The following is a 22,850-nucleotide window of genomic DNA, read 5'->3' on the forward strand; positions in this document are numbered from 1 at the left end:
TCGACGCACGATGCAAAACGGTGATCGGCATCGGCTCACCGCGTCCGACTCGGTCTGCGTCCGCGCCGCCTCGACGTCGCGTGCGACGGCCCGGGCGAGCGACATCCGCGGTACGAGTACGACCAGGGCGAGTCCCGGGATGGCCACTCCGATGCCGCCCATGATCACGGTGGCGCCCGGGTCGTTCCCGCCGACCGACGTCATTCGGGTGGCTGAGCTGCCCTGTGTCCGGCTTCGTATTGGTCGGCTTGCATCCGGTACATCGTGGCGTAGCGGCCTTCGTGGGCGAGGAGTTCGTGGTGGGTGCCGTCTTCGATGAGGGCGCCGTGGTCGAGGACGTAGATGTGGTCGGCGAGGCGGGTGCCGGCGAGGCGGTGGGTGATGAGGATGACGGTGCGTCCGGAGTCGGCGAGGGCGCGGACGCGTTCGAACGCGGCGATTTCGGCCCTGGCGTCGAGGGCGGAGGTGGGTTCGTCGGCGATGATCAGGTCGGCGTCGCGGTAGACGCCGCGACCCAGGAGGATGCGTTGCCATTGTCCGCCGGACAGGGCCACTCCGCCCACGTAGGAGCGGTCGAGGAGGGTGTGCCATTTCCTCGGGAGTTCGTCGATGACCCGGTCGGCCTCGGCGTATCGGGCGGCGGCTTCGAGCGCGGGATCCGGGGCGGGCCCCGGGCGTTCCGAGGCGGTGTCGGGGTGTGCCCGTGGACCGGGCACGGTCGCGGCGACGCCGTCGGTGGTGTGCCCTTGCGTCGTGGGGCGGCCGATGCGGATATTGGCGGCGGTGAACGGCCATTCGGTGAAGGACTGGGAGATCAGGGCGACGCGGCCGAAGAGTTGGTCGCGATCCAGGGCGGTGTCGTCGACGCCGTCCCAGCGGATGCGCCCGGACTGCGGCCGGTACAGCCCCGCGATGATCTTCGCCAGGGTGGATTTGCCGGAGCCGTTCTCGCCGACGAGCGCGATGACCTGGCCGCGTTCGATGGTCAGGGAGACGGCGTCGACGGCGGGGGTGTCGCGGCCGGGATAGGTGTAGGTGACGTCGTCGAGCCGGATACGGTCGGGGAACCGCTCCACGGGCAGGCCGCCGCGCGGGATGGCGTGTTCGTCGGCGAGCGCGCAGGCGCGTTCGAGGTCCTGGACGAACAGCGATTGCTTGTACGTCTGTTGGACCTGTTCGACGAGTCGGGTCAGTGCGCCGGTGCCGGTGCGGATCGCCAGGACCGCGGTGCCGGACGCGGCCAGCCCGGTGCGCCCGGTCCAGGTCAGCCAACCCAGCACGACGTATGTCACGCCCGTGGCGAGCCCCGCCAGGGCGGCGGACAGCAGGCCGGTGACGGCTTCGGCGCGCGCGAGTCGGCTCTCCTCGGCCTCGCCGGCCGCGGCCATCCGCTCGAAGTGTTCCACCAGGTAGTCGCCGACTCCGTGTACGCGGACCTCGGGACCGGCCCCGATGTGCCGCAGATGCCAGGCGACTTCGCCCTGTTGCCGGTTGTGGTCGATCCACTTTTGGACGGAGGCGTAGCGCCGGCGCGCATCGCGGACCGCGCCCCAAGCCTGGGGAACGGTGATCAACGCGAGGAGCGGCAGCAACACCGGATGCAGCACGGCGAGTACGGTTGCCGCGGCGGCGAGGGAGATCAACGCGTTGGCGATGCCGATCGTGTAGGAGATCATCCGACGCGAGGCATCGGTGCCCCAACTCGCCGACTGCAGCAGGCGTTTGAAGTCACCGTCCTCCAGGGTGGCCATCTCCACCCTGGCCGTCTTGCTCAGCAGCGACGTCTCGGCGACACGTTCGAGTTTGGGCTCCAGACGGCCGGCCGCGCCGGTGGAGAGCGCCTGTAGCAAGGACACGACCACCCCGGACGCGGCCAGCGCCAACAGGGCGGGCAACGCGGCCCGTACCCGGTCCGGAGTGGCGCCCTGGGCGAACAACCGCACCAGGACCTGATTGGTGGCCAGCAGGCTGAACGCTCCGGCCACACCCCGCCCGAGTTCGGCGAGACCGACCGCCGACAACGCCCGCGGGTCGGTGCGCCAGGCCAGCCGTACCGACGCCGCGACCAGCCGGGGAAGTTGCCGGAACGTGCCGAGCAGCGACAGGTGCAGGTGCGCGTCCTGATGGGCGAACGCGCCATGGTTGTGTGCGAGCTTGCCACCGAAGAGTTCCTCGCCACTGGCCACGCCGCGGGCGATGGTCTCGGCGGCCGGGTCACGACGACGTCGGGAGGATCGGTTCACGGCATCCACGGTGGTCGGTTCGACGCGTCGACGACAACGGGATTTTCGGGCGGAGACGCCTTCGAGGAGGAACGGCGGCGAGCCGCGAGAGAGCGGGCAGGGGGCCACGGTGCCGGGATTTCGTGCCGGTCGTCGGCGCTGTCGCCGTGGCGTCGTGACCCCAGGGTTCACCCTTTCGAGGCAACGTCGACGGCGGTCGGTCAGCCGGTTCGGTAGCCGTCGTAGATGTAGCCGTATCCGGAGGAGTAGCCCGTACGCCACCACTGCTTGCCGTACTTGTTCACGCACGAGCCGTCGATCAACTGCGGGCTGGAGAAAATGGCGTAGACCTGGGAGTTGCCCAGGGGCTTGGCGTGCAGGGGGGTGTTCGCCTTGAAGTACATGTACTGGTTCGCGATGGAACGGCACGACCAGTCGGCCGCGGCGTTCGCGGTGGCGGGCGTGATCCCCACGGCGGCCGCCACGGCGGTGGTGACCAGTAATGCCTTGAGAGTGCCCTTCATGTTCTCCCCTGTGAGGTGGAAGGATCGGGTGCCGAATCGGTGGTGTGTCGAGTGGGCCTGTGTCGGCGATCCGGACGGCCCTCACCGAGCATCGTTCGGGCCATGGGGGGTGAACAAGGGGACGGCGCTGTCCCGGACAAGCGGAACACCATCCGGCCTGGTCGGAGCCTTGTCCGGACGATGTTCGGGACAGCGTCGTGAACGGGCTGTGTGGTGTCAGGGCAGGAGCCGGGCCAGTTCGGCCATTTCCGCCTCGGGGTTTACCACGGGCTGGATCACGAGTTCGTCGACCCCGGACTTCTCCAGCGTGTCGATCCGCTCACCGAGTTCGTCCCCGGTACCGACCAGACCGAACCTGTCCACCAGTGATGGCACGACGAGATCGCGCTCCTCGGGGGACAGTCGGCCGAGATAGTTGCGGTAGAGCGTGTGGTGGCGGTTGGGGTCGGTGGCGGTGGTGCCGCGTAGGTGGAGCAGGCGGTCCACAGCCGCGGACTCCTCCTGCGGCAGGGCCGCGCGGAAGGCCGGGTCCTCCACGGCGAGGAGCAGTGCGCTCACCGCGATATGCCCCATCGCGTCCTTGACGGCATCGCCGTACCGGTCCTCGCCGTCGCCGAGAACGTACAGGGAGGAGACGAGGTACGCACGCGCCTTCTCGCTGTTGCCCGCGGCCCGTGCCGCTGCTCGGCGGGCCCGGTCGAGCGCGGACCAGGCCTCGGGGGCGTGCAGTGCGAAGGAGATCATTCCCGTACCCAGGCGGCCGGCGACGGCGGCGACCTTCGGGCCGAACGCGGCCACGACGAACTCCACCGGGTCCTCGGTGTCGACGTAGCCGGCCACGTGCAGGAAGCGCACCCTGCTCGACCGGGTTCCCTCGTGATGGTCCGACTCGCGGCCCGCGGTGAGATCCCGCAAGGCAGCCGTGAACGACTCGAGTTCGACCGTCTTCGCCGGCCGCATGCCCAGCGTGCGGCGCGCGGTGTTGCCCGTGCCGACACCGCAGATGACGCGGCCGGGAGCGAGGGCGTTGAGACTGCCGAGCGCCGCCGCCGCGGCGGGCGCGGAGCGCAGCGCCGGTGAGGTGACCCCGATACCGAGTTTGATCCGGCTGGTGGACTTGGCGCAGAGCGCGAGGCCGACGAACGGATCACCGTGGACCATCGGTGTGTCGTATACCCAGAAACTGCTGAAACCGAGTTCCTCCGCGCGGGCGGCCAGGTGCTCCAGACCCGGGCGGGCGGTCGTGATGATGCCGATCCGCATACGATCCCTCTCGCCGTCGGGTGCCACGGCCGCCCGACTCGGTTGCGGCCTTTCCCGGTGCCGGGTGGGATCGTTCCCTGTCGGCCTGCGGCTACACGCCGACCCCGGCGGTGGTCGCGAGGCCACGGGCCGCTGCCGGGCCGGGTCGCGGCTTTGCGAGTCCGGAGCACCGGCGGGACCCTGGAGGTGGCAGGGGCCGCTGTCCCGCGGCCGGCGGCCCGCCCGTCACTACGAACGCCGAGGGCCGGAGCAATGACATTCATCCAGATCATCGAATACCGGACGACCCGCATCGACGAGTTCGACGCCGCCCTGGACGCCTGGGTCGCCAGGAACGAAGGTCACCGCATCGCGAGGCGCGCTGCGCAGACCCGCGACCTCGACCAGGAGAACGTGTATCTGAACATCGTGGAATTCCCCTCCCGCGAACTGGCGATGGAGAACTCCAACCGCCCCGAGACGGCCGAGTTCGCGGCCCGGCTCGCCGAGCTGTGCGACGGGCAGCCCACGTTCCGCAACCTCGACGTGCTGCGCGTCCGCGAATTCGAGAGCTGAGCGGGGCGGCGACCGCGGACACGCCAGGTCGCGTCGCGCCGCGTCGGCCGGTCCGCGATCTCGGTGCAGGGTCGTGTTCAGGCCTTTTCAGGCCTTCTTCACGACGCCGGACTTGAGTTGCATGGGTCCGAATCCGTCGATCCTGCAGTCGATGTCGTGGCCGTCCACGCCGTTCACCAGGCGGATGTTGCGGACCTTGGTGCCGGCCTTGATCCCGGTCGGGCTGCCCTTGACCTTCAGTGTCTTGATCACCGTCACGGTGTCGCCGTCGGCGAGCGTGTTGCCGACCGCGTCCTTGATCGGCGCATCCGAGGTGTCCGCGGCGGGTGCGCCGGACGTGGGCGACCATTCGTGGCCGCATTCGGGACAGATCAGCAATGCGCCCATCTCGTAGGTGTGGGCGCCGGTGCACTCGGGGCAGCTCGGCAGGGTCTGGGTCGCATCGCTCATGGGTGGTCTTTCCTTGCCTTGTTCTCGGCCTCGTTCTCGGCCTTGTTCACGAAGGGGCGACGCGGGGGCGGTCAGCCGCGCCCGCTGAAGTGGATGTAGAGCCAGATTCCGCCGCCGATCAGGTGCGTTCCGAAGGTGAATACGAGGAGCCAGACGATGATGCCTCGCTCCATCTCCTTCTGGGTCTGCCGTCTCCCGACGGGGCGTGGCGGGGTGGGACGTTCCGCGTTCGTGTCGTCGGGAGGCATGGCGATTCTCCGATCCGATCGCTCGGGATTTGGGGCGTCGGCGAGGATGCCCTCGACGATGTCGGTGGCGGCGGGCGACACGTGGATGCGCACGCCGAAGGCGGGGTTGGCGTTCGGGTGGTCGCGGCCGACGGGATCGCGGTTCAACACGGCAGCGTCCGCGTGACGGGGTCGGCGCCGAACGGGGCCGGTCGGTCGTGGGGTTGCCCGATGAGGGTCCGCGCGTACTCGATGGCGGCCGGGGTGTCGGGCAGGATCCGCCGGTCGCGGCGCAGGTGGTCGGCCACTCCCAGGGTGGCGAGGATGTCGTCGTGGGCGGGCTTCATCCCGGAGAGCAGGACGGTGATGCCACGCTGTTCGAGTCTGTCGACGGCGTCGCCCAGGACGCCGGCGCCGGTGGCGTCCAGTGCGGTGACGCGGGACATCCGCAGGATGACCACCCGCACGTCGGTGACCTCGGACAACTCCAGCAGGAAGCGGTGGGCCGCGGCGAAGAACAGGGGCCCGTCGAGGCGATAGGCCACGATGTGCGCTTCGAGGAGGGCGCGTTCCTCGTCGGTGTGGTCGCTCGCGTCCAGCGGGACCTGTTCGAGGCGGGCGGTGCGCGCGACGGAGCGCAGGGCCAGGACCACGGCGAGGCCGATGCCCACCGCGACGGCGGTGACCAGGTCCAGGGCGACGGTGACGACGAAGGTCAGCGCCAGGACGAGCGCGTCGGGGCGGGTGGAGCGGGCCAGGGCGCGCAGCGCGGAGACCTCGACCATGCGCACGCAGGTCGCGAGAAGGACACCGGCGAGGGCGGCCAGCGGGATGTGGGCGACGAGGGAGGCGGCGGTGAACACGATGACGGCCAGCGCGACGGCGTGGGTCAGGGCGGCCAGGCGTGACGTGGCGCCGGCGCGTACGTTCACGGCGGTGCGGGCGATGGCCGCGGTGGCGGGGACGCCGCCGAACAGCGGTACGGCGAGGTTGGCCACGCCCTGCCCGAACAACTCCCGGTCGGGGTCGTGCCGTTGCCCCACCGTCATGCCGTCGGCCACGGTCGCCGAGAGCAGGCTCTCCAGCGCGGCCAGCGCCGCGACCGCCGCGGCCGAGGGCAGCAGGGAGACCAGGAGCGAGGTGTCCAAAAAGCCCAGCGAGGGGGCGGGCAGCCCCGCGGGCAGGTCCCCGATCGGCGTCAGCGGCAGGTCCGCGGACCACGCCAGGGCCGTCGCCGCCGCCACGGCGACCAGGGAGAACGGGATCGCCGGACGCCACCGCGCCCCCAGGAGCATGACGGCGGCGACCGCCAGGGCCGTGACCGGCGCGGCGGCGGTGGGCCGGTCGAGCCAGCGGGAGGCGGCGTCGGCGGCGCTCTGCCAGACCTTGTCGCCGTCGGCGTGGGCTGTGCCGAGCGCGGCGGGGACCTGTTGCAGGGCTATCACCACGGCGATACCGGCGGTGAACCCCTCGATCACGGGCGCCGGCAGGAACGCGGCGAGCCGGCCGAGCCGGAGGACGGCCAGCAGCACGAGGATCAGCCCGGCGAGGAGGCCGACCATCAGGACGCCGTCGGTACCGTGCGCGGCGACCACCGGGACCAGGACGACGGTCATCGCCCCGGTCGGGCCCGACACCTGGAGGTTGGACCCGCCGAAGACGGCGGCCAGGGCGCCGGCCACGATCGCGGTGACCAGCCCGGCCTGGGCGCCCAGTCCGGAGGCCACGCCGAACGCCAGCGCCAGCGGCAGCGCGACCACCGCGACGGTCAGGCCCGCGACCAGGTCGCGTCCGGGGGAGCGGCGCATGCCGCGCAGGTCGCCGCGTCCGGGCAGGAGGGCGAGCCGGCCGGCGGCCCGTGTCCCGACCGGGGGAGGAGGGGTGTCCCGCGCGGGGTGGGGTGCCTGCCGCCGGTCGTTCATGGTGCGGAACCTCGTTCCTGGAAGGTGCGCCGTGCCGATGCCCCGCGGGCCGCCCGTGGCCGGGCGTTCGTTCCCGGCGGCCGTCGTGCGGGTGGGCGGCTCCGGATGCGGTCCGACTCAGCCCCGGGGCGGCCCGGGGGAGACCTCGCGCGTGGTCGCGCGCAGGTCCTGGAGGAGTTCCATCTGTTCGGTGAGCAGCCCGGTCAGGATGCCGCGCGCGACCGCGAGCAGTTCGCTCACCTGGGGGCTGGTGAGGGTGTAGTAGACCGTCGACCCCTCCCGGCGGCTGACCGCCACCAGGTTGGCGCGGCGCAGCACGGCCAGCTGCTGGGACAGCCGCGACGCCTCGATGCCGACTTCGGGAAGCATCTCGGCGACGGAGTGCTCGCGTTCGCTGAGCAGTTCCAGAACGCGGATGCGGGCCGGGTGCCCGAGCGTCTTGAAGAACTCGGCCTTGAGTTCGTACAGGGGGGTGCTCACCGCTGCGCCTCCTTCCCGGGGGTCACGGTGCGAGGGGGTGCGGTCGCGGTGGCCGCACGGCGGCCGGGCTGTTCGGGTGGGTGTGGGTGTGTGGTGGGCACGGATGGTCCTCGCGTCTGTGCTCTCGTGGGTGCGTGTACCTGTGTACTCGGTCGTGGGGAGGATCCCGGCGCGTTGCGTTCGCGTACGCACGCCGCGATGGCTCCGCCGGGTTCCGGGTCACCGGCCCCGTGGCCGGCAGCACGTGCGCGCGCCGCTGCGGCGCGATGATCCGCAGCCCGTACCGCTCCGTGCCGCACACCGGTCCGAACGTCGCGCCGATCTCGATCGCGCGGCCGTTTCGCGAGCCCGCGTCCACACGGCGCACCTGAACAGATCCCCCCAGCTTCCCGGCATCCGCGTCCACCTCCCTCTCGGGTCGCTCCCGCGCCGGCTCGGCAACACGAGACCTGATGCCCGACGAAGACGATAGCTTAGCAATTGATAAGATTGGCAACTGCGGCAAGTGTCAGGAGACCCATCCGTCCATCGGTCGTCCGCGCACTCCGCGTGCGCCCCGCCCACCACTCCAGGAGGCACCCGTGGGGGAATTCATCCACGAACTGACCGGCGGCATCGAAGAGGCCCGCGACAAGCTCGATCAGGCCCGTCGGGACGAGGACGCATACGGCACGGAGGTCTGGCAGGCACGCCTGGACGCCCTGGAACGACTCGCCGAGCAACACGGCATCGACCTGCCGGACCACCCCTGAACCAGGCTCCGAGCCCGGCCCCTGAACCCGGCCCTGAACCCGGAGTCACCCCCGGTCGGTGACGGCTGTGAGCGGCCGGCCGAGGCGATGCGCGGTGGTGGCGTGGGGGCGAATGCGCACGATGGCGTCGTGGGGGCCGTGGACCCGACCCGGGGGGGCACCCGCCGGTAGTGGTCGCGCTCGGGCCCCGGGAGCAGCGGCCGAGCGGGGCCGGTCGCGGCCACGCTCCAGCCACGGGCCGTGGCGGGGTCGATCTCGTCGGCGCGGTGCGTCACCGTCGGCGCGGTCTCGTCCGGCGGGACCGGGACGCGCGCCACGTCCTCACTCGGGCCGGGCGTCGCCCGGGACCCGCGGGCGATCGCGCGGATCGCCGCCTTCCGGTCGGCACCCCCGGGCGATCGGCCGTGTGAGGGGTGGGGATCGCCGGTACCGGCCTGCTTCGGGCGGCCGGTACCGGCGATCGTCGAGGTTATGCGGTGGGCGTGGTGACGGCGACCGCGGTCTTCCAGATCGTGTAGGCCACGCCGTCGGCGCTGCGGTTGAGGACCGTGGCGTCGATGTTGCTCGTGGTGTCACACGCGGAGTGGTAGCAGGAGTCGTACGATCGGCCGGCCTGGCCGCCCCACTTGGCCGCCTGCGCGGAGGTCTTGGTGGCACTGGCGCCGGCCGCGTAGCCGGAGGTGGGGATGCCGGCCCGCTGGAAGGAGTAGTCGTCGGAGCGGCCTTGGCCCTCGACGTTCTCCTCGGGACGCAGGTTCAGCGTGTCCCAGTACGCCTTGAGGGGCGCGGCGGTGGCCGAGTTGATGTTGTTGACGAAGTAGCCCGCGTTGCGTGAGGCGACCATGTCGAAGTTGTAGTAGCCCCTGATCGCGGCGCGCTGTGTCGAGGTGAGCCGGCTGACGTAGAACTGCGAGCCCTGGAGGCCCTGTTCCTCGCCGGCCCACCAGCCGAAGCGCACGTGCTTGGTGAGGGTGGGGTTGGCTCGGGCGAGCGCGAGGGCGTTCTCCAGGAGGGTGGCCGAGCCGGAGCCGTTGTCGTTGATGCCGGGACCGGCACTGACGCCGTCCAGGTGGGCGCCGAACATGACGACCTGGTCGGCGGGGCCGCCGGGCCAGTCGGCGATCAGGTTGTTGGAACGGTATTGGCAGGAGGTGCACACCTGCTCGGTCACGGTGAAGCCGGCGGCCTGGAGCTTGCCCTTCACGTAGGCCACCGACGCGGTGTAACCGGCGCTGCCCGCACGGCGGTTGCCGCCGTTCTGGGTCGCGATCGTGTTCAGCTGACTCAGGTGCGCCTGCACGTTCGCCACGTTGATGTCGGGCGGCGCGAGGCTCCGGTTGCCGGGACCCGTGACGGTGAGGGTGTACCGGGCGGTGTGGGTGGAGGTCGGGCCGCTACCGGTGACGGTCACGGGGTAGGTGCCCGCCGGCGCGGTCGAACTCGCCGACAGGGTCAGCGTCGAGCCGCCCACCTCGGCGGACGCCGGGGTGATGGTCGCGGTCACACCGGTGGGCAGGCCGCTCGTGGTCAGCGTGACGTTCTGCGCCGCGCCCGCGGTCACGGCCGTGCTCACGGCGGTCGTGATCGAGTCGCCCGGTGTCACGATGCCCGAGGGCGAGGTGAAGGCGACCGAGAAGTCGTCCAGGCCCGAACCCGCGGTGCAGGTGGGGTCACCGGACTGGGCGGGCACGCTGATGGCGTTCCACGCGGCCTTGGTCTTGTTGAACAGACCGCACGTGGGGTCGAGGGTCTTCGCCGATTTCAGGGTCGCGGTGCGGTACTTCTTGTACGTCATGCCGCTGGTCTTGAGCAGCATGCCGCCGTAGAAGACCTTGCCGGCCTTCTGGATGCCCACGCCGGTGAGGGCGGTGTTGTTGCAGGTCGGGCTGGTCGGCTTGCCGCCGCCCGGGTTGGTGCCCTCGGCGAGCAGGTAGAACCAGTGGTTCAGCGGCCCCGCCGCCGCGTGCTCCTCGGTATTGGGAATCGACGAGCTGTAGCAGTTCGGGTCGCCGTTGGTGGAGGGCTTGTACATGTAGCGGATGGGCCCCTGGCCGACCAGGTTGACCGTTTCGCCGACGGTGTAGTCGGGGGTGTCGTACGGCGAGGATTCGTTGGTGTACGCCTCGGTCAGCGCGCCCATGATGTCGCCGGTGGCCTCGCCCAGACCCGGTTCGCTTCCGGCGCCGCCGGGGGTGAACTGGTCGATGCCGTGGCCGAATTCGTGGCCCACGACGTCCATCGAGGCGATCCACTTGTTCGCCTGGTTGTGCCCGATCGAGACGGACGAGCCGTCCCAGTAGGCGTTGACGTCGTTCAGGCCGACCTTGACGGGCCAGCTGCCGCCGCTGCCGTTGTGCCCGTTGCGACCGAGCCAGTCGCGGAGCATGTTCCACTCTTTTTGGGCCGCGAACATGACGTCGGCGCAGCCGGTTTCCTTGCTCGACGCCTGGCCGTTGCCCCACGAGTCGGTGGACTTGGAGAACACCGTCCCGGTGGAGTAGTCCGCGCAGGACAGGCCGGGTCGGCCCGGGTCGCGCAGCGAATACCTGGCACCGGACTTGGTGGTGTCGATCGGGATGTTCGGGCCGTTCCACTGGCTGTTGCCGGTGCCGGCCTTGACGTCGTCGACCTTGTCGAGCACCGTGCCCGTGCTCGCGTCGACGAAGACGTGCAGCCTGCTGGGCGCGGTCGCGGTGCGGCCGACGAGCACGGTCTCCCAGGCGAGGTTGCTCCGATCGCCCCTGACCCGGACGACCAGGCGGTGCGACTCGACCCGGTCCACCGACGCGAGTTCGGCCCTGGAGGCGGCCTCCGCGGCGTCGGCGGTGACGATCGGGTGAACGGGGGTGGATATCTGCACGTCGCTCGCGGACTGGGTCGCGCGGACGCGGCCCCTGCCGTCGGCGAGGACGACGGCGTCGCCGCCGACGACCGGCAGGCCGCGGTAGGTGCGCTCGTAGGCGACGGAGTACAGATCGTCGACCCACGGCGTCACCGACTGCCGTTCGAACTGCTCATCGGGTCCCTTGGCCAGAACGTCCAGGCCGCTTGCGGCGGCCCGGTCGGCGGCGGAGACGGCGAGTGCCTGCGAGCCGGGCGGCGCGGGCGGTTCGGCGGCGGCCGACTGGGCCGCCGCGCCGACGGTGAGGCCGGCGAGTAAGGCGAGGACGGTCCCGGTGGTGGTCACTCTTCGATTCATCGAGGCTCCTTTGGTGGAAGGCAGACCTCGACCACGACACCGACCTGCTGTCGCGGGCATCTCGTGAGCCGCGAACGACCGGGCAGGACGGGGTTCGTGCCCGAGCAAGCGAAACACTCACACAGGCGGCCATGCCGGGCGAAGGGGTCCGAACGAACCGGCAAATTCCGGGAAACGGGAACGGGACGAGACGGGCGACGCGGTGGAGTTCACGTAGGTGTAGGTCCCCGAGCGGGCGTCCCGCGGGATTTCGCTTCCCTGCGGGACGTGGCACCGGGCGAATACCCTGACCCGGAGGCGCCGCCGAGCAATCCCGCCGACCGCCTCCGTACCCCGACCCCCGGAGGCATGAGCCCGTGTTCATCACCCGCGTGAGCGTCGACAGCGCCGACGTGCTCCCCACGACGTGGCCGTTCACGATGGAGCCGGTACGGCAACTGGCCACGGACGGGCTCGACTTCGACCGGCCGCTCACGTTTCTCGTCGGTGAGAACGGCTCCGGGAAATCCACCGTCATCGAGGCCATCGCCGGCGTTGCCGGCATCTCCTCCCATGGCGGGAAGGCCGGTACGAAGTACGCGAGCGCCGGGGTGTCGACCCCGCTGGGGGAGGTCCTGCGTCCGGAGCTGACGAGGGCCGGGGCAGGTCTGATCGGCGGGCCGCGCCTCAAACGCCGCGGCTTCTTCCTCCGGGCCGAAACGTTGTTCGATCTGGGGCGGAACGTCTCCGGGTGGCCGGGTTTCTGGGATCAAGACCTCACCGAACAGTCCCATGGTGAAGGCTTCATGACCGTCTTCGACGCCATGCTTCGCGAGCCCGGGCTCTACTTGATGGACGAACCCGAAGCCGCGTTGAGTTTCACCTCGTGCCTGACCCTCGTCGCCCTCATGCACGACCTCACGCGTACCGGCTCGCAGATCATCTGCGCCACCCACTCGCCCATCCTCGCCGCCACCCCCGACGCCGACATCGTCGAAGTCGGCGATCACGGCATCCGCCACACCACCTGGGGGGATCTCCAACTCGTCGACCACTGGCGCCGGTTCATGCATGACCCACAGACGTACCTACGCCACATCGTGTCGCGGGCGACCACGGCGGGTGCGTGATGTGTGGTGGCGGCCGGCTTCCTCGTGCCGCGTCGGTCCGTCGCCGAGGGCGCGGAAGCGGGCCCGAGCGTCGGATCCGATCGATGGCGTAGACGGGGCCGATCCCCCGCCCGCCGGCCGCTGTGTCCGGACTCGGGCGTTCCGGCTTGCGGTCTCGCGTGACGACGAATCGGGGGCCCGGGCGTCCCGGCAGCCGTGCGCCATCGGTGGCGGAACCGACGGACCCGCACGACCCGCTTCCTCCCCCAGGCCCGATCAGGACGGGCCGGCCACCCGACGGATGATCAGCGAGGGTTGTCGGGGCGTGGGGGTTTGGTGGACTTGGGGGTGGGGTGGGGTTGGGTCGGGGTGAGGAGGATGGGGGAGTGGGCGTGGTGTAGGGCCGTGTGGGTGGCTCGGCCCAGGTTGGGGCCGAAGCGGCCGGTGTTGCGGTGGGCGGCGAGGACCAGGAGGTCGGCGTCGGCGCTCGCGGTGATCAGGGCGTGGGCGGTGGTGTCCAGGACGACGTCCTCGGTGACGGGGACGTCCGGGTGCTTGTCGCGGAAGGGCTTGACGGCGGTGGCCAGGGTGGTCTCCGCCATCGTGCGCCAGTCGTCGATGATCGACACGGCCGGGGCGAACGCCAGGCCGCCGGCCAGCGACGCCGGGTAGCGCCACGCGTGGATGGCGCGTACGGGCAGGTTCCGGGCCGCCGCCTGGGCGAAGGCGGCTTCCAGGGCGGGGCCGCAGTCGTCGGCGGAGACACCGACCACGATCGGCTTCGCGGGACGGTCGACGGCGGTGTCGTGCTCGGGGTGGACGACCAGGATCGGGCAGCGGGCCGCCGCCGAGACGGGCAGGCTGACCGAGCCCATCAGGAGGCCGGCGAAGCCGCCCATGCCCCGGCTGCCGACGACGAGCAGGGCGGCGCGATCGCTCGCGGCCTCCAACGCGTCGATGGCGTTGGCGAGTTCGACCGTGGCGAGCACCCGCAGGTCGGCGTGTCTGGCGCGGGCGCGGTCGGCGCCCCGGTCGACGATGGCGCGGGCGTTCTCGCGCAGCTGCTGCCCGAAGCGGTCGTCGCCGCCGGCGACTTCGACCCATTCCAGGGCGTGCAGCACTTCGAGGGTGGTGTCTCGGCGGGCGGCCTCGTCGGCGGCCAGGTCCACGGCTCGCTCGGCGCCGGGGGAGCCGTCGAAGCCGACGACGACGTGTCCCCGGAGTGGAGCCGGACGGGGGGTCGATTCCTGGGTCATGGTGGGGAATCCCTTCGAGGGGGTGGGAGAGGGGAGGTGGGGCATCGAGGCCGACCGTGCGCCGATGCCCGGTTCGGCGAGGGCTCAGTCGTGGTCGGCGGATGTCTCGTCCGCCGAGGTGGGGACGATCACCAGCGGGCAGCGGGCGTGGTGGATCAGGCCCTGACCGACCGAGCCGAGCAGCAGGCCCGCGAAGCCGCCGCGTCCGCGTGTGCCGACGACCAGGCACAGGGCGTGCTCGGCGGCCTCGCGCAGGATCGCGACCGGGTGTCCGACGGCGACCTCGCGGTGTACCGGCACGCTCGGGTACTTCTCCGTCCACCCCGCGAGTGTCTCGGCGAGCCGCAGGCGGCCCTCCTGCATCTCCTCGCGCATCCGCATCCCGGCCAACAACCCGCCGGAGAACTGACGGACGTTGACGGCCACGATCGTGGCGCCGCGCCGGGCGGCCTCGTCGAAGGCGTACGCCACGGCCGGTTCGGAATGCCGCGCGCCGTCCACCGCGACCACGATCGTCGGCGGCTCGCCGCTCGTGTGCTCGGGCTCTCGGACCACGACCACCGGACAGGTCGCGTGCGCGGTGACCGGTACCGCGATTCCGCCCGTGGTCAACATCTCCGTGGCCGCGGACAGCCGGCGCGAGCCGAGCACGATCATCGCCGCGTCCCGGGAGTGCTTGCGCAGCACGGCCACGGGCGGTCCGTCGGCCAGGACCGACTCGGTGTTCAGCCGAGGGTGACGGGTCGCGACCAACGTACGGGCTTCGTCCAGGGCCCGGGTGCCGGTCGCGCGGAAACGTTCGCCCCAGGTCAGGCGGTGCGGGTTCGGCTCGGGCCGGCGCTCGACGCCGATCGGCCAGTCGAGCGCGTGCACCAGGCGCAGCGGCAGGCCGCGTCGGGCGGCCTCGTCGGCGGCCCAGACGACGGCGAGGCGGCCGGCGTCGGTGTCCTCGACGCCGACGACGATCGGTGTTGCTCCCACGTGCGCGGTCACGGTCGACTCCTTCTCCCCGGGGCCGAACGATCGCCTGTCGGCCCGTGCCTCGAACACTGCCCGCCCTGCCCGGAGCCGGGCAGGGCCATTGGGCCCGAGTCCCCGGACCGGTCGGCCCTGCCCGGTGCGCGGGATCGGCGCGAGGCTGGCCGCGAGCGGCGCGAAACGCGCCCCGGCCGAAGGGAACGGGACCATGCACGAGGTCGGTACACCGCACGCGATCTGGGCGCTGGCCGCCGACGGCGAGACGGTGCTGCTGCGGCGTCCGGGGCCCGAGGACCGGGACCGGGTGTCGGCGATGCACCGCGCGATGTCGGCGGAGAGTCTGTACCTGCGGTTCTTCGGCGTGTCGGAGTCGGCGGCGCGCGAGACCGCCGAGCGGGTGACCACACCCGACCGGGCCGGTTGCGGCGCGCTGATCGCCCTCACGCCCGACGGGGACGAGGTGGTCGGGGTCGTCGAATACAACGGCGCCGACGGCCCCGGCCCCGGCTCCCGCTCCGGCGAGGCGGAACTCGCGCTGGCGGTGGCCGACGCGTGGCACGGCCGGGGGATCGGCACGCTGCTGATCGAGCACGTGGTGACGATGGCCCGCGCGGACGGCGTACGCACTCTGGTGGCGGACCTGTTGCCGTGGAACCGGCCGATGTTGCGGGTCCTGGAGGACATGGGCATGCCGGTCCGCAACCGGCTCGTGTCCGGCGTGCTGAGCTGCGAGATCCCGTTGGACGGCGACATCCCGACGATCGAGCGCTATCTGACCGCCGTGGCCCGGCGCGAGGCGTTGGCCGATGTGGCCAGTCTGGTACCGCTGTTCGCGCCCCGCTCGGTGGCGATCGCCGGCGCCGGACGACGAGCCGACTCGGTCGGCCGGGCGCTGCTGCACAACGTGAAGACGGCCGGCTACGCCGGATCGTTGGCCGTACTGCATCCCACGGCGACGCAGGTGGACGGGGTGCCGGCGTTCCCGACGCCCGATCTGCTCCCCGAGGTGCCCGACCTGGTCGTGGTGGCGGTCCCGGCCGACCGGGTGCCCGACCTGGTCGAGGACTGCGGGCGGGTCGGCGTGCGGGCCGTGGTCGTGGTGACCTCGGGCGGTACGCCGGAGCAGGCCGCGCGCGTGCACGCCTCCATCCGGCGGCACGGGATGCGCATGGTGGGCCCGAACTGCCTGGGCATCGCGCAGACCGACCCCGCCACGGCCCTCAACGCGACCTTCGGCTGGACCGTCCCCACGCGCGGCGGCGCCGGGGTGGCGGTGCAGTCGGGCGGTGTGGGGATCGCCTTGATCGAGCAGTTGAACCGCCTGGGGATCGGCGTGTCCACGTTCGCGTCACTCGGTGACAAGTACGACGTCAGTGGCAACGACATGCTCCAGTGGTGGCAGGCCGACCCGCGCACCACGATGGCGATCCTGCACCTGGAATCCTTCGGCAACCCGCGCAAGTTCTCCCGGATCGCGCGCACCGTCGGCCGCGTCAAGCCGGTGCTCACCGTGGACGCGGGACGCTCCGCCGCCGGCCGCCGCGCCGCCGGGTCGCACACCGCCGCCGCGGTCACCCCGACCGTGGCGCGCGGCGCGCTGTTCCGCCAGGCCGGCGTGACCGCCGTACAGACCCTCGGCGACCTGGTCGCCGTCGCCGCGCTGCTGCACGCGCAACCCCTGCCCGACGGCGCCTCGGTCGCGGTGATCGGCAACGCGGGCGGCGCGGGGGTGCTGGCGGCCGACGCCTGCGTGGACGCGGGCCTGGCCGTACCGCGCTTCGGCCCCGACCTCGAAGCCGACCTGCGCGCCCTCCTGCCCGCCGGCGCCGCGTGCGCCAACCCCGTCGACACCACCGCCACCGTCGACGGCGAGACGCTGCGCCGCTGCGTGGACCGGGTACTGGCGGCCGGCCACGTGGACGCGGTCGTCCTGGCCCTCGCGCCGACCGCCCTCGGCGACCCGCTGGGCGATCTCCTGGAGGGCCCCGCCGTGCGTGCGCGGCCCGTCCTGGTGATCGCCCCGGAACGCGGAGCGGCCGTCGAACTGTTGCCCGCCGTGGGTGGGACGGTGCCGGTGTACAACGACGCGCGCACCGCGGCCGTCGCGCTCGCCCACGCCTACGAGCGCTCGATGTGGCTGACCCGCCCGCGCGGCACGGTGCCGCCGCTGCCCGACGTCGACCGCGGCGCGGCCCGCGCGCTCGTCGCCGACCACCTGATGCGTGAGCCGGACGGGGGATGGCTGCCGCCTCGCGCGTGCGCACGCCTGCTGGGCGCCTACGGGATCGAGGTCAGCCCGTGGCGGCAGGCGTTCGACGCCGACGAGGCGGTGGCGCTCGCCCGCGAACTCGCCCCGCTCGGCGCCGACGGCGCGGTCGTGCTGAAGGCGTACGGTCCGCACATCGTGCACAAGAGCGACGTCGGCGGGGTCCGGCTGCGACTGGTCGGCGACGACGCGGTGCGCGCGGCCTTCACCGACCTCGCCGATCGCATCGGCGCCCTGATGGAGAGCGTGGTCGTGCAGCCCATGGCCGCCTCCGGCGTCGAACTGATCGCCGGGGTGACCCAGGACGAAGTGCTGGGCCCGCTGGTGTTGTTCGGCCTCGGCGGCGTGGCCACCGACGTGCTGGCCGACCACGGCGCCCGGCTCACCCCGCTGACCGATCTGGACGCGCACACGCTGCTCGCGGGCTCGCGCGGGGCACCGCTGCTCTACGGCCACCGGGGGGCGGCGCCCGTCGACACGGCCGGGATCGAGAACGTCCTGCACCGCCTGTCCCGGCTCGCGGACGACGTGCCGCAACTCGTGGAGGCCGACCTGAACCCGCTGGTCGCCCGCCCCGACGGCGTCACCGTCCTCGACGCCCGGATCCGCCTCGCGCCGCGACCCGGACACGACCCGTACCTGCGGCGCCTGCGCTGAATCGCGGTGTTGCCCGGAAACGGTGGAGGCACCGCCGGCGCCCGCTCCTCCGGCCCCGGCGGTTCCCCTCGTCGTCATCCGTGCGACATCCCCTTCCGATATCGTGCACCGCTGTCGAAGTGCCCGTTCCATCGGCTCCCTGCGGCCGTCGTCGTCGAGGAGTGAACGATGAGTACGCCTGCGGCGCCCGTCGGCGGGGGTGAGCTGAAGCGGCATCTCGGCGTGTCCGACGCGGTGGTGATCGGGTTGGGCTCGATGATCGGGGCCGGGATCTTCGCGTCCCTGGCCCCGGCCGCATCGGCGGCCGGCTCCGGCCTGCTGCTCGGCCTGGCATTGGCGGCGGTGGTGGCGTACTGCAACGCGACGTCCTCGGCGCGGCTGGCGGCCCGCTATCCGCAGTCGGGTGGCACGTACGTCTATGGGCGCGAGCGGCTCGGCGACTTCTGGGGATACCTGGCCGGGTGGGGCTTCGTGGTCGGCAAGACCGCCTCGTGCGCGGCGATGGCGCTGACGGTCGGCTCGTACGTATGGCCCGACCAGGCGCACGCGGTCGCCGTCGCCGCGGTGGTGGTGCTGACGGCGGTGAACTATGCGGGCGTGCAGAAGTCCGCGCTGCTGACCCGGGCGGTGGTCGCGATCGTCCTGGCGGTGCTCACCACGGTGGTCGTGGTGTGCCTGACGTCGGGGTCGGTGGTCGCGGCGCGGCTGGACGTCGGGGCGGACGCGTCCGCGGGCGGGGTGTTGCAGGCCGCCGGGTTGTTGTTCTTCGCGTTCGCCGGGTACGCGCGCATCGCCACGCTGGGCGAAGAGGTCAGGGATCCGAAGCGGACCATCCCCCGCGCGATCCCGCTGGCCCTCGGCATCACCCTCGTGGTGTACGCGGCGGTCGCCGTCGCCGTCCTGCTGGTACTGGGCCCGGACCGGCTCTCCGACGCCGCCGCGCCGCTGGTCGAGGCGGTTCGTGCGGCGGGTGTCCCGGGCCTGGCGCCCGTGGTCCGCGTCGGCGCCGCCGTCGCCGCCCTGGGCTCGCTGCTCGCGCTGATCCTGGGCGTCTCCCGTACCACGCTGGCGATGGCCCGCGACCGGCATCTGCCGCACGCCCTGGCCGCCGTGCATCCGCGCTTCCACGTACCGCACCGGGCCGAACTGGCCGTCGGCTGCGTGGTTGCGATCCTGGCCGCCACGACGGACGTGCGCGGCGCGATCGGCTTCTCGTCCTTCGGCGTGTTGGCCTACTACGCGATCGCCAACGCCGCCGCCTGGACGCTCGCCCCCGACGAGGGTCGCCCGGCCCGGATCGTGCCGATCGTCGGCACGTCGGGCTGCCTGGTCCTGGCCTTCGCCCTGCCGCTTGCCTCGGTACTCGCCGGGGCCGCCGTGATCGCGGCCGGCGCCGCGGCCTACGGCGTCCGCGGAACGATCGGCCGCGACACCTGACGGATCGCGGTGTCGGGTGGACGGGTCGAACTCACGCGCCCGAAGGAGGCGGCGGCGTCGGGTCGGACGCCGTCTCCCGTCCCGACGGTGCACCGGATCCCGTGGTGTGCCGCACCAGCAGGCCGGTGACGAACTCGGAAGTGATCGAGAACCACGCCTGATTCTCTCCGGGTTCGGCATCGGACAGCGGGTGTTCGGGACGCGCGACGGGCGCGACGGCCGCGGGGCCCCGGACGCGGGAGGCGTGGCCGGTGATGGTGCCCGTCCAGCCGGTAAGCGTCGTCGGGTCGATGTGATCGGCCTGGAACGCGACCACCGCGTCCACCACGGCCTTCGCAAGCGTGGAGCCGGCGGGGGCGCGGAAGACCACCGACTCCCCGTCGAAGGCGAACGTCACCAAGTGCACGGCCGGAAGAGCGCCCTCGCTGACGACGACACGCCCCACGCGGGCGCCGGCCATCAACTCCAGCGTCTCCCGGCGGTCGAGGGGACGATTCGTCACGAGGTCTTCGCTCATCCCCCCACTCTCGAACCCCATCGGGTCCTCGACCAGGGCCGAACGGCCCTGTGTGAGAGAACGGGTCGCACTCACCGTGCGTGACGGGCTGTACTTCGCGGCTCGGCGCGGCGGAAGTCCGCCGCGTCGATGTCGTAGTGGATGAACGCCTCGGCGTCGTCCCAGCCGGCGCTGATTCCGGTCAGCAGGAGGAATCCGTCGTGCGCGGTCTCGCCGTCGAAGGTGGCGGTGAAGCGGTGTTCACGATGGCGACCGCCGTCGGGGTTGCCCCAGCGGGGCAGCGAGACCGACGCCAGGGCGCCGGAGGGCGTCACGGTCACCGTCACCTCCTGGGGATGACCGGCGACCACGAAGCGGGCGACGGCCCGCGTGTCGTCCACCCCCTGCCAACGCACGTCGGGGTGCAGCGCGAAGGTGGGCACGAAGACGAATTCGCCGGCCAGGCGACCGGCGGCGCTGCGGGTCACGTCGATGCCGGACGCGCCGATGAAGGGCACCACGCCGAACAGCCGCCACCGCATCGTGCCGCCCGCCGCGTCCAGGCGGTCGAAGCCGCGGATCGGGATCCCCGCCGGCCCGCGCACCTTCGCGTCCCAGCGGAACGCGGTGGGCGGGGCCAGGGTCTGCCGGGACTCGAAGGGGCACCACCGGCGCCGTACCCGGATCCGGCCGTGCGCGCGCAGCTCCACCGAGGTCGGGGTCGGTACACCGGGCGGCACCGCGTGGGCGAGCCATCGCCGAATCGGCTCGGGCGGCGTACTCGTCGGTACGTCCCGCACGGGGTGGCCGCCGGCGGGTGGTTCGGCGGCGGGTTCCTCGGCCGGGGAGTGTGGGGTGCGCATGGTGTCCGGCTCCTGTCGGTACGCAGGGCTTCGGGATGGGGACCGTACGTGGTTCGGCCGGGTCCGTCGTGTGGACGGTACCCGGCCGAGGTTCGTGGTGGTCGTGGTGGTGGTCAGAGCAGCCAGCGGTGGTCGCGGACGATCGGCAGGCGGGCCCACAGGGCACCGAGGCCGAGTCGGCTGCCGACGGCGACGGCGGCAAGGGCGATCAACGAGATCGCGTAGATGACGTGGTAGTCGGTGAAGGGGTTGGTGGAGGCGGTGGGCTTTCCACTGTCGAGGTGCTTGGCCGGCGGCCACTCTGCGATCCACATCAGCGCCATCATGGCGGTGCCCGACAGGGCCGCCAGACGTAGGGCGATGCCCAGGATCAGGGCCAGGCCGACACCGAGCAGACCGAGCATGAACAACCAGTCCGCCCAGGTTTCCCCCGCCCAGCCGCGCAGGGTGTCGGCCATCGGGCCGACGTGTACGTGGGACAGGAATCCCTTGGTGGGGGAGCCGCCGTCGATCCAGCCCTTGCCGTTCGCGGTGGCGTAGCCGAGGCCGAACGTCTTGTCGAGGAACGCCCACAGGAACACGAAGCCCAGCAGGACGCGCAGGCCCGCCACGGCGACGTCGACGGTGCGGGTGGCGGCGATCGCCGGGGCACCGGCCACGATGTCGGGCCCGGTCTCGTCCCTCCGGGGCGCCGAGGTGGGGCGGTGGGGCAGGTGCAGGCGCGAGGACAGTCGGTGGTCGTGTGCGGTTGCCATGTCGGTTCCCTCCCTGTGGCGCCGGGCCCGGTGCCCGGCGCTCGGCCGCCGTCGTACGCTGCCGGGCCGTTGGCATCAATCTCCCGTGATCCCGGCAGCCGCCCCAGGGCCGAGAGGCCCGAAACGGTGGGTCCAACAGCCGGTTGCCGCCGGGACGTTGCCGATGGATCGGACGGGCCGACACGGCAAAAGGCGGTCGTCCCCGACGGATCCGGGACGACCGCCTCGGGTCGCAGTCCTCTTCGTGCGCCTTCCTCGTGCCCGGAACGAACCGCGCTCGCGTGACGAACCGTCCGACCACATCCGGGACTTCGGTCGGGTCCGGCCCGTTGCCTCAGCCGACCGGCACGATCAGGACGGGGGCGTGCGCGTGGTGCAGGACCGTGTGACCGACCCGTCCCAGACGCGTGCCGAAACGGGCGGTGCGACGGTGCGCGGCGAGGACCACCAGGTCCGCCTCGCGAGACGCCTCCACCAGCGCCTGGCTCGCGCCCTCGCGTATGACACGCACCTGCGATTCGATCTCGGGGTGCTTGGCCCGCGAGGCGGTGAGTGCGGCATCCACGGCGCTCTGCCGCTCGGCACTTTCCGCGGCCAGGGATTCGATGGCCGCCGCGGGCAGCCCGAGGGGGGTGGGGACGATCGGCGGGATCGCGTTCAGCGCACACACCCGCAGATGGCGCAACTCGGCTTCCTCGTAGGCGGCTTCCACCGCGGGACCGCAATCCGGGCCCGCGACGCCCACCACCGCCAGGCCCTCACCGGAACCGTCCGGCCGGGACGGGACCTCGTGCCGGTCGCGCACCACCAGCAGCGGGCACGGGGTGTACGCGGCCACCGAAAGGCTGACCGAGCCCAGGAGCAGACCGGCCATCCGGCCGTGTCCGCGGCTTCCGAGCACCACGAGGGAGGCGTGTTCGGCGGAGGCGAGCAGGACCTCGTGCGCGGGGCCCCGGCGGACCCGGTCGATCGTCCAGATCTGCGGGTGCAGGGCCCGTACGTGGGCGACGGCCGCCTTCGTCGCCTCCTCGGCCTCCCGGCGCATCTGCCGTACGTAGGCGTCGAGTTGGCCGTCGCCGGGCAGGGTCCAGGCGCTGACGATCTCCAACGGCAGATTCCGGTTCGCCGCTTCCAGGGCGGCCTGTGTGACGGCGGAGAGCGCGGCGGGCGATCCGTCCACGCCGACGACCACGTGTCCGGTGGGAGGGGGCGGAATGGCAGACATGGACTCGTCCCTTCTCGAAGGGGCAACCGCGCGGGAGGCGTTGCCTTTTCGAGTCCATGTCAACGCATACCGCCCCCGCCACACAGGGGCCGATGGGCCCGGCGACAGGGGCCGAGTGACCCGAAGGCGAACGCGGTCATCCCAGTGGTACGCGCCATTCGAGTAGTGCGCCGTGGTCGGGTGCCGGGCCGAATGTGCAGGTTCCGCCGAGGGTTTCGGCGCGTTCGCGCATGTT

The 22,850-nt window shown here is 72.1% G+C and carries 18 protein-coding genes and 2 pseudogenes; 5 read left to right on the forward strand and 15 right to left on the reverse strand.

Features of this window, described 5'->3' with window-relative positions; all coding sequences use genetic code 11:
• Nucleotides 1–36 precede the first annotated feature (36 nt).
• The 4 genes and pseudogenes from ACFRCG_RS28555 to ACFRCG_RS28570 form a co-directional block, all read right to left on the reverse strand.
• A pseudogene (locus ACFRCG_RS28555) lies at nucleotides 37–183 on the reverse strand (DUF2975 domain-containing protein); the annotation flags it as partial.
• Between the two features lie 17 nt (nucleotides 184–200).
• On the reverse strand, nucleotides 201–2,243 hold the full coding sequence (locus tag ACFRCG_RS28560) for an ABC transporter ATP-binding protein (RefSeq protein WP_380036630.1): 2,043 nt from the start codon (nucleotides 2,241–2,243) through the stop codon (nucleotides 201–203).
• 200 nt (nucleotides 2,244–2,443) lie between these two features.
• On the reverse strand, nucleotides 2,444–2,746 hold the full coding sequence (locus tag ACFRCG_RS28565; protein ID WP_380036632.1) for a hypothetical protein: 303 nt from the start codon (nucleotides 2,744–2,746) through the stop codon (nucleotides 2,444–2,446).
• A 216-nt stretch (nucleotides 2,747–2,962) separates the two neighbouring features.
• A complete protein-coding gene (locus ACFRCG_RS28570; protein WP_380036634.1) occupies nucleotides 2,963–4,009 on the reverse strand; it encodes an LLM class flavin-dependent oxidoreductase in 1,047 nt (348 codons plus the stop codon).
• A gap of 252 nt (nucleotides 4,010–4,261) precedes the next feature.
• Between ACFRCG_RS28570 and ACFRCG_RS28575 the strand changes: the two genes are divergently transcribed.
• Nucleotides 4,262–4,564, forward strand: a complete 303-nt coding sequence (locus tag ACFRCG_RS28575; RefSeq protein WP_380036636.1) for a hypothetical protein — start codon at nucleotides 4,262–4,264, stop codon at nucleotides 4,562–4,564.
• Between the two features lie 87 nt (nucleotides 4,565–4,651).
• Here ACFRCG_RS28575 and ACFRCG_RS28580 read toward each other — a convergent pair whose 3' ends face one another.
• The 4 genes from ACFRCG_RS28580 to ACFRCG_RS28595 all read right to left on the reverse strand — a co-directional run bounded on the left by ACFRCG_RS28580 (nucleotide 4,652) and on the right by ACFRCG_RS28595 (nucleotide 7,643).
• Nucleotides 4,652–5,014, reverse strand: a complete 363-nt coding sequence (locus tag ACFRCG_RS28580; RefSeq protein ID WP_380036638.1) for a zinc ribbon domain-containing protein YjdM — start codon at nucleotides 5,012–5,014, stop codon at nucleotides 4,652–4,654.
• A gap of 71 nt (nucleotides 5,015–5,085) precedes the next feature.
• Nucleotides 5,086–5,409, reverse strand: coding sequence for a hypothetical protein (locus ACFRCG_RS28585; RefSeq protein ID WP_380036640.1), 324 nt, complete (start codon nucleotides 5,407–5,409; stop codon nucleotides 5,086–5,088).
• A complete protein-coding gene (locus ACFRCG_RS28590) occupies nucleotides 5,406–7,049 on the reverse strand; it encodes a SulP family inorganic anion transporter (protein ID WP_380036668.1) in 1,644 nt (547 codons plus the stop codon). The genes ACFRCG_RS28585 and ACFRCG_RS28590 overlap by 4 nt, the downstream gene beginning before the upstream one ends.
• Before the next feature lie 231 nt (nucleotides 7,050–7,280).
• Nucleotides 7,281–7,643: an ArsR/SmtB family transcription factor gene (locus ACFRCG_RS28595; protein WP_380036642.1), complete on the reverse strand. Its 363-nt coding sequence runs from the start codon at nucleotides 7,641–7,643 to the stop codon at nucleotides 7,281–7,283.
• 581 nt (nucleotides 7,644–8,224) lie between these two features.
• Between ACFRCG_RS28595 and ACFRCG_RS28600 the strand changes: the two genes are divergently transcribed.
• The gene (locus tag ACFRCG_RS28600) at nucleotides 8,225–8,395 is read left to right on the forward strand and encodes a hypothetical protein (RefSeq protein WP_380036644.1); all 171 of its coding nucleotides are present in this window, start codon (nucleotides 8,225–8,227) and stop codon (nucleotides 8,393–8,395) included.
• A gap of 478 nt (nucleotides 8,396–8,873) precedes the next feature.
• On the opposite strand, the pseudogene ACFRCG_RS28605 reads toward ACFRCG_RS28600, so the two are convergent.
• Nucleotides 8,874–11,594 (reverse strand): annotated as a pseudogene (locus tag ACFRCG_RS28605) (M28 family peptidase); the annotation flags it as partial.
• A 371-nt stretch (nucleotides 11,595–11,965) separates the two neighbouring features.
• On the opposite strand from ACFRCG_RS28605, the gene ACFRCG_RS28610 reads away from it, so the two are divergent.
• Entirely contained in the window at nucleotides 11,966–12,703 is a 738-nt protein-coding gene (locus ACFRCG_RS28610; RefSeq protein WP_380036646.1) for an AAA family ATPase, read from the forward strand.
• 284 nt (nucleotides 12,704–12,987) lie between these two features.
• Here the strand turns inward: ACFRCG_RS28610 and ACFRCG_RS28615 are convergent, their stop codons facing one another.
• Both ACFRCG_RS28615 and ACFRCG_RS28620 read right to left on the reverse strand, forming a co-directional pair.
• Nucleotides 12,988–13,938, reverse strand: coding sequence for a universal stress protein (locus ACFRCG_RS28615; RefSeq protein WP_380036648.1), 951 nt, complete (start codon nucleotides 13,936–13,938; stop codon nucleotides 12,988–12,990).
• A gap of 84 nt (nucleotides 13,939–14,022) precedes the next feature.
• A complete protein-coding gene (locus tag ACFRCG_RS28620) occupies nucleotides 14,023–14,931 on the reverse strand; it encodes a universal stress protein (RefSeq protein ID WP_380036650.1) in 909 nt (302 codons plus the stop codon).
• Between the two features lie 193 nt (nucleotides 14,932–15,124).
• On the opposite strand from ACFRCG_RS28620, the gene ACFRCG_RS28625 reads away from it, so the two are divergent.
• Nucleotides 15,125–17,839, forward strand: a complete 2,715-nt coding sequence (locus ACFRCG_RS28625) for a GNAT family N-acetyltransferase (RefSeq protein ID WP_380036652.1) — start codon at nucleotides 15,125–15,127, stop codon at nucleotides 17,837–17,839.
• Between the two features lie 168 nt (nucleotides 17,840–18,007).
• A complete protein-coding gene (locus tag ACFRCG_RS28630; protein ID WP_380036654.1) occupies nucleotides 18,008–19,276 on the forward strand; it encodes an APC family permease in 1,269 nt (422 codons plus the stop codon).
• Nucleotides 19,277–19,307: 31 nt separating this feature from the next.
• On the opposite strand, the gene ACFRCG_RS28635 is transcribed toward ACFRCG_RS28630, so the two are convergent.
• The 4 genes from ACFRCG_RS28635 to ACFRCG_RS28650 form a co-directional block, all read right to left on the reverse strand.
• Complete coding sequence (locus tag ACFRCG_RS28635) at nucleotides 19,308–19,793, reverse strand: pyridoxamine 5'-phosphate oxidase family protein (RefSeq protein WP_380036656.1); 486 nt, start codon at nucleotides 19,791–19,793, stop codon at nucleotides 19,308–19,310.
• 71 nt (nucleotides 19,794–19,864) lie between these two features.
• A complete protein-coding gene (locus ACFRCG_RS28640) occupies nucleotides 19,865–20,635 on the reverse strand; it encodes a DUF6544 family protein (protein ID WP_380036658.1) in 771 nt (256 codons plus the stop codon).
• A gap of 113 nt (nucleotides 20,636–20,748) precedes the next feature.
• Nucleotides 20,749–21,390, reverse strand: coding sequence for a DoxX family membrane protein (locus ACFRCG_RS28645; protein WP_380036660.1), 642 nt, complete (start codon nucleotides 21,388–21,390; stop codon nucleotides 20,749–20,751).
• Nucleotides 21,391–21,724: 334 nt separating this feature from the next.
• Complete coding sequence (locus tag ACFRCG_RS28650; RefSeq protein ID WP_380036662.1) at nucleotides 21,725–22,615, reverse strand: universal stress protein; 891 nt, start codon at nucleotides 22,613–22,615, stop codon at nucleotides 21,725–21,727.
• Between the last annotated feature and the right edge of the window lie 235 nt (nucleotides 22,616–22,850).

The organism is Embleya sp. NPDC056575 (assembly GCF_042793325.1).
Taxonomy (GTDB): domain Bacteria; phylum Actinomycetota; class Actinomycetes; order Streptomycetales; family Streptomycetaceae; genus Embleya.

Coding starts and splice junctions, on each gene's coding strand:
- ACFRCG_RS28565 (WP_380036632.1), bottom strand. CDS start 2,746: ATGAAGGGCACTCTCAAGGCATTACTGGTCACCACCGCCGTGGCGGCC.
- ACFRCG_RS28570 (WP_380036634.1), bottom strand. CDS start 4,009: ATGCGGATCGGCATCATCACGACCGCCCGCCCGGGTCTGGAGCACCTG.
- ACFRCG_RS28575 (WP_380036636.1), top strand. CDS start 4,262: ATGACATTCATCCAGATCATCGAATACCGGACGACCCGCATCGACGAG.
- ACFRCG_RS28580 (WP_380036638.1), bottom strand. CDS start 5,014: ATGAGCGATGCGACCCAGACCCTGCCGAGCTGCCCCGAGTGCACCGGC.
- ACFRCG_RS28590 (WP_380036668.1), bottom strand. CDS start 7,049: ATGCGCCGCTCCCCCGGACGCGACCTGGTCGCGGGCCTGACCGTCGCG.
- ACFRCG_RS28615 (WP_380036648.1), bottom strand. CDS start 13,938: ATGACCCAGGAATCGACCCCCCGTCCGGCTCCACTCCGGGGACACGTC.
- ACFRCG_RS28625 (WP_380036652.1), top strand. CDS start 15,125: ATGCACGAGGTCGGTACACCGCACGCGATCTGGGCGCTGGCCGCCGAC.
- ACFRCG_RS28630 (WP_380036654.1), top strand. CDS start 18,008: ATGAGTACGCCTGCGGCGCCCGTCGGCGGGGGTGAGCTGAAGCGGCAT.
- ACFRCG_RS28635 (WP_380036656.1), bottom strand. CDS start 19,793: ATGAGCGAAGACCTCGTGACGAATCGTCCCCTCGACCGCCGGGAGACG.
- ACFRCG_RS28640 (WP_380036658.1), bottom strand. CDS start 20,635: ATGCGCACCCCACACTCCCCGGCCGAGGAACCCGCCGCCGAACCACCC.
- ACFRCG_RS28645 (WP_380036660.1), bottom strand. CDS start 21,390: ATGGCAACCGCACACGACCACCGACTGTCCTCGCGCCTGCACCTGCCC.
- ACFRCG_RS28650 (WP_380036662.1), bottom strand. CDS start 22,615: ATGTCTGCCATTCCGCCCCCTCCCACCGGACACGTGGTCGTCGGCGTG.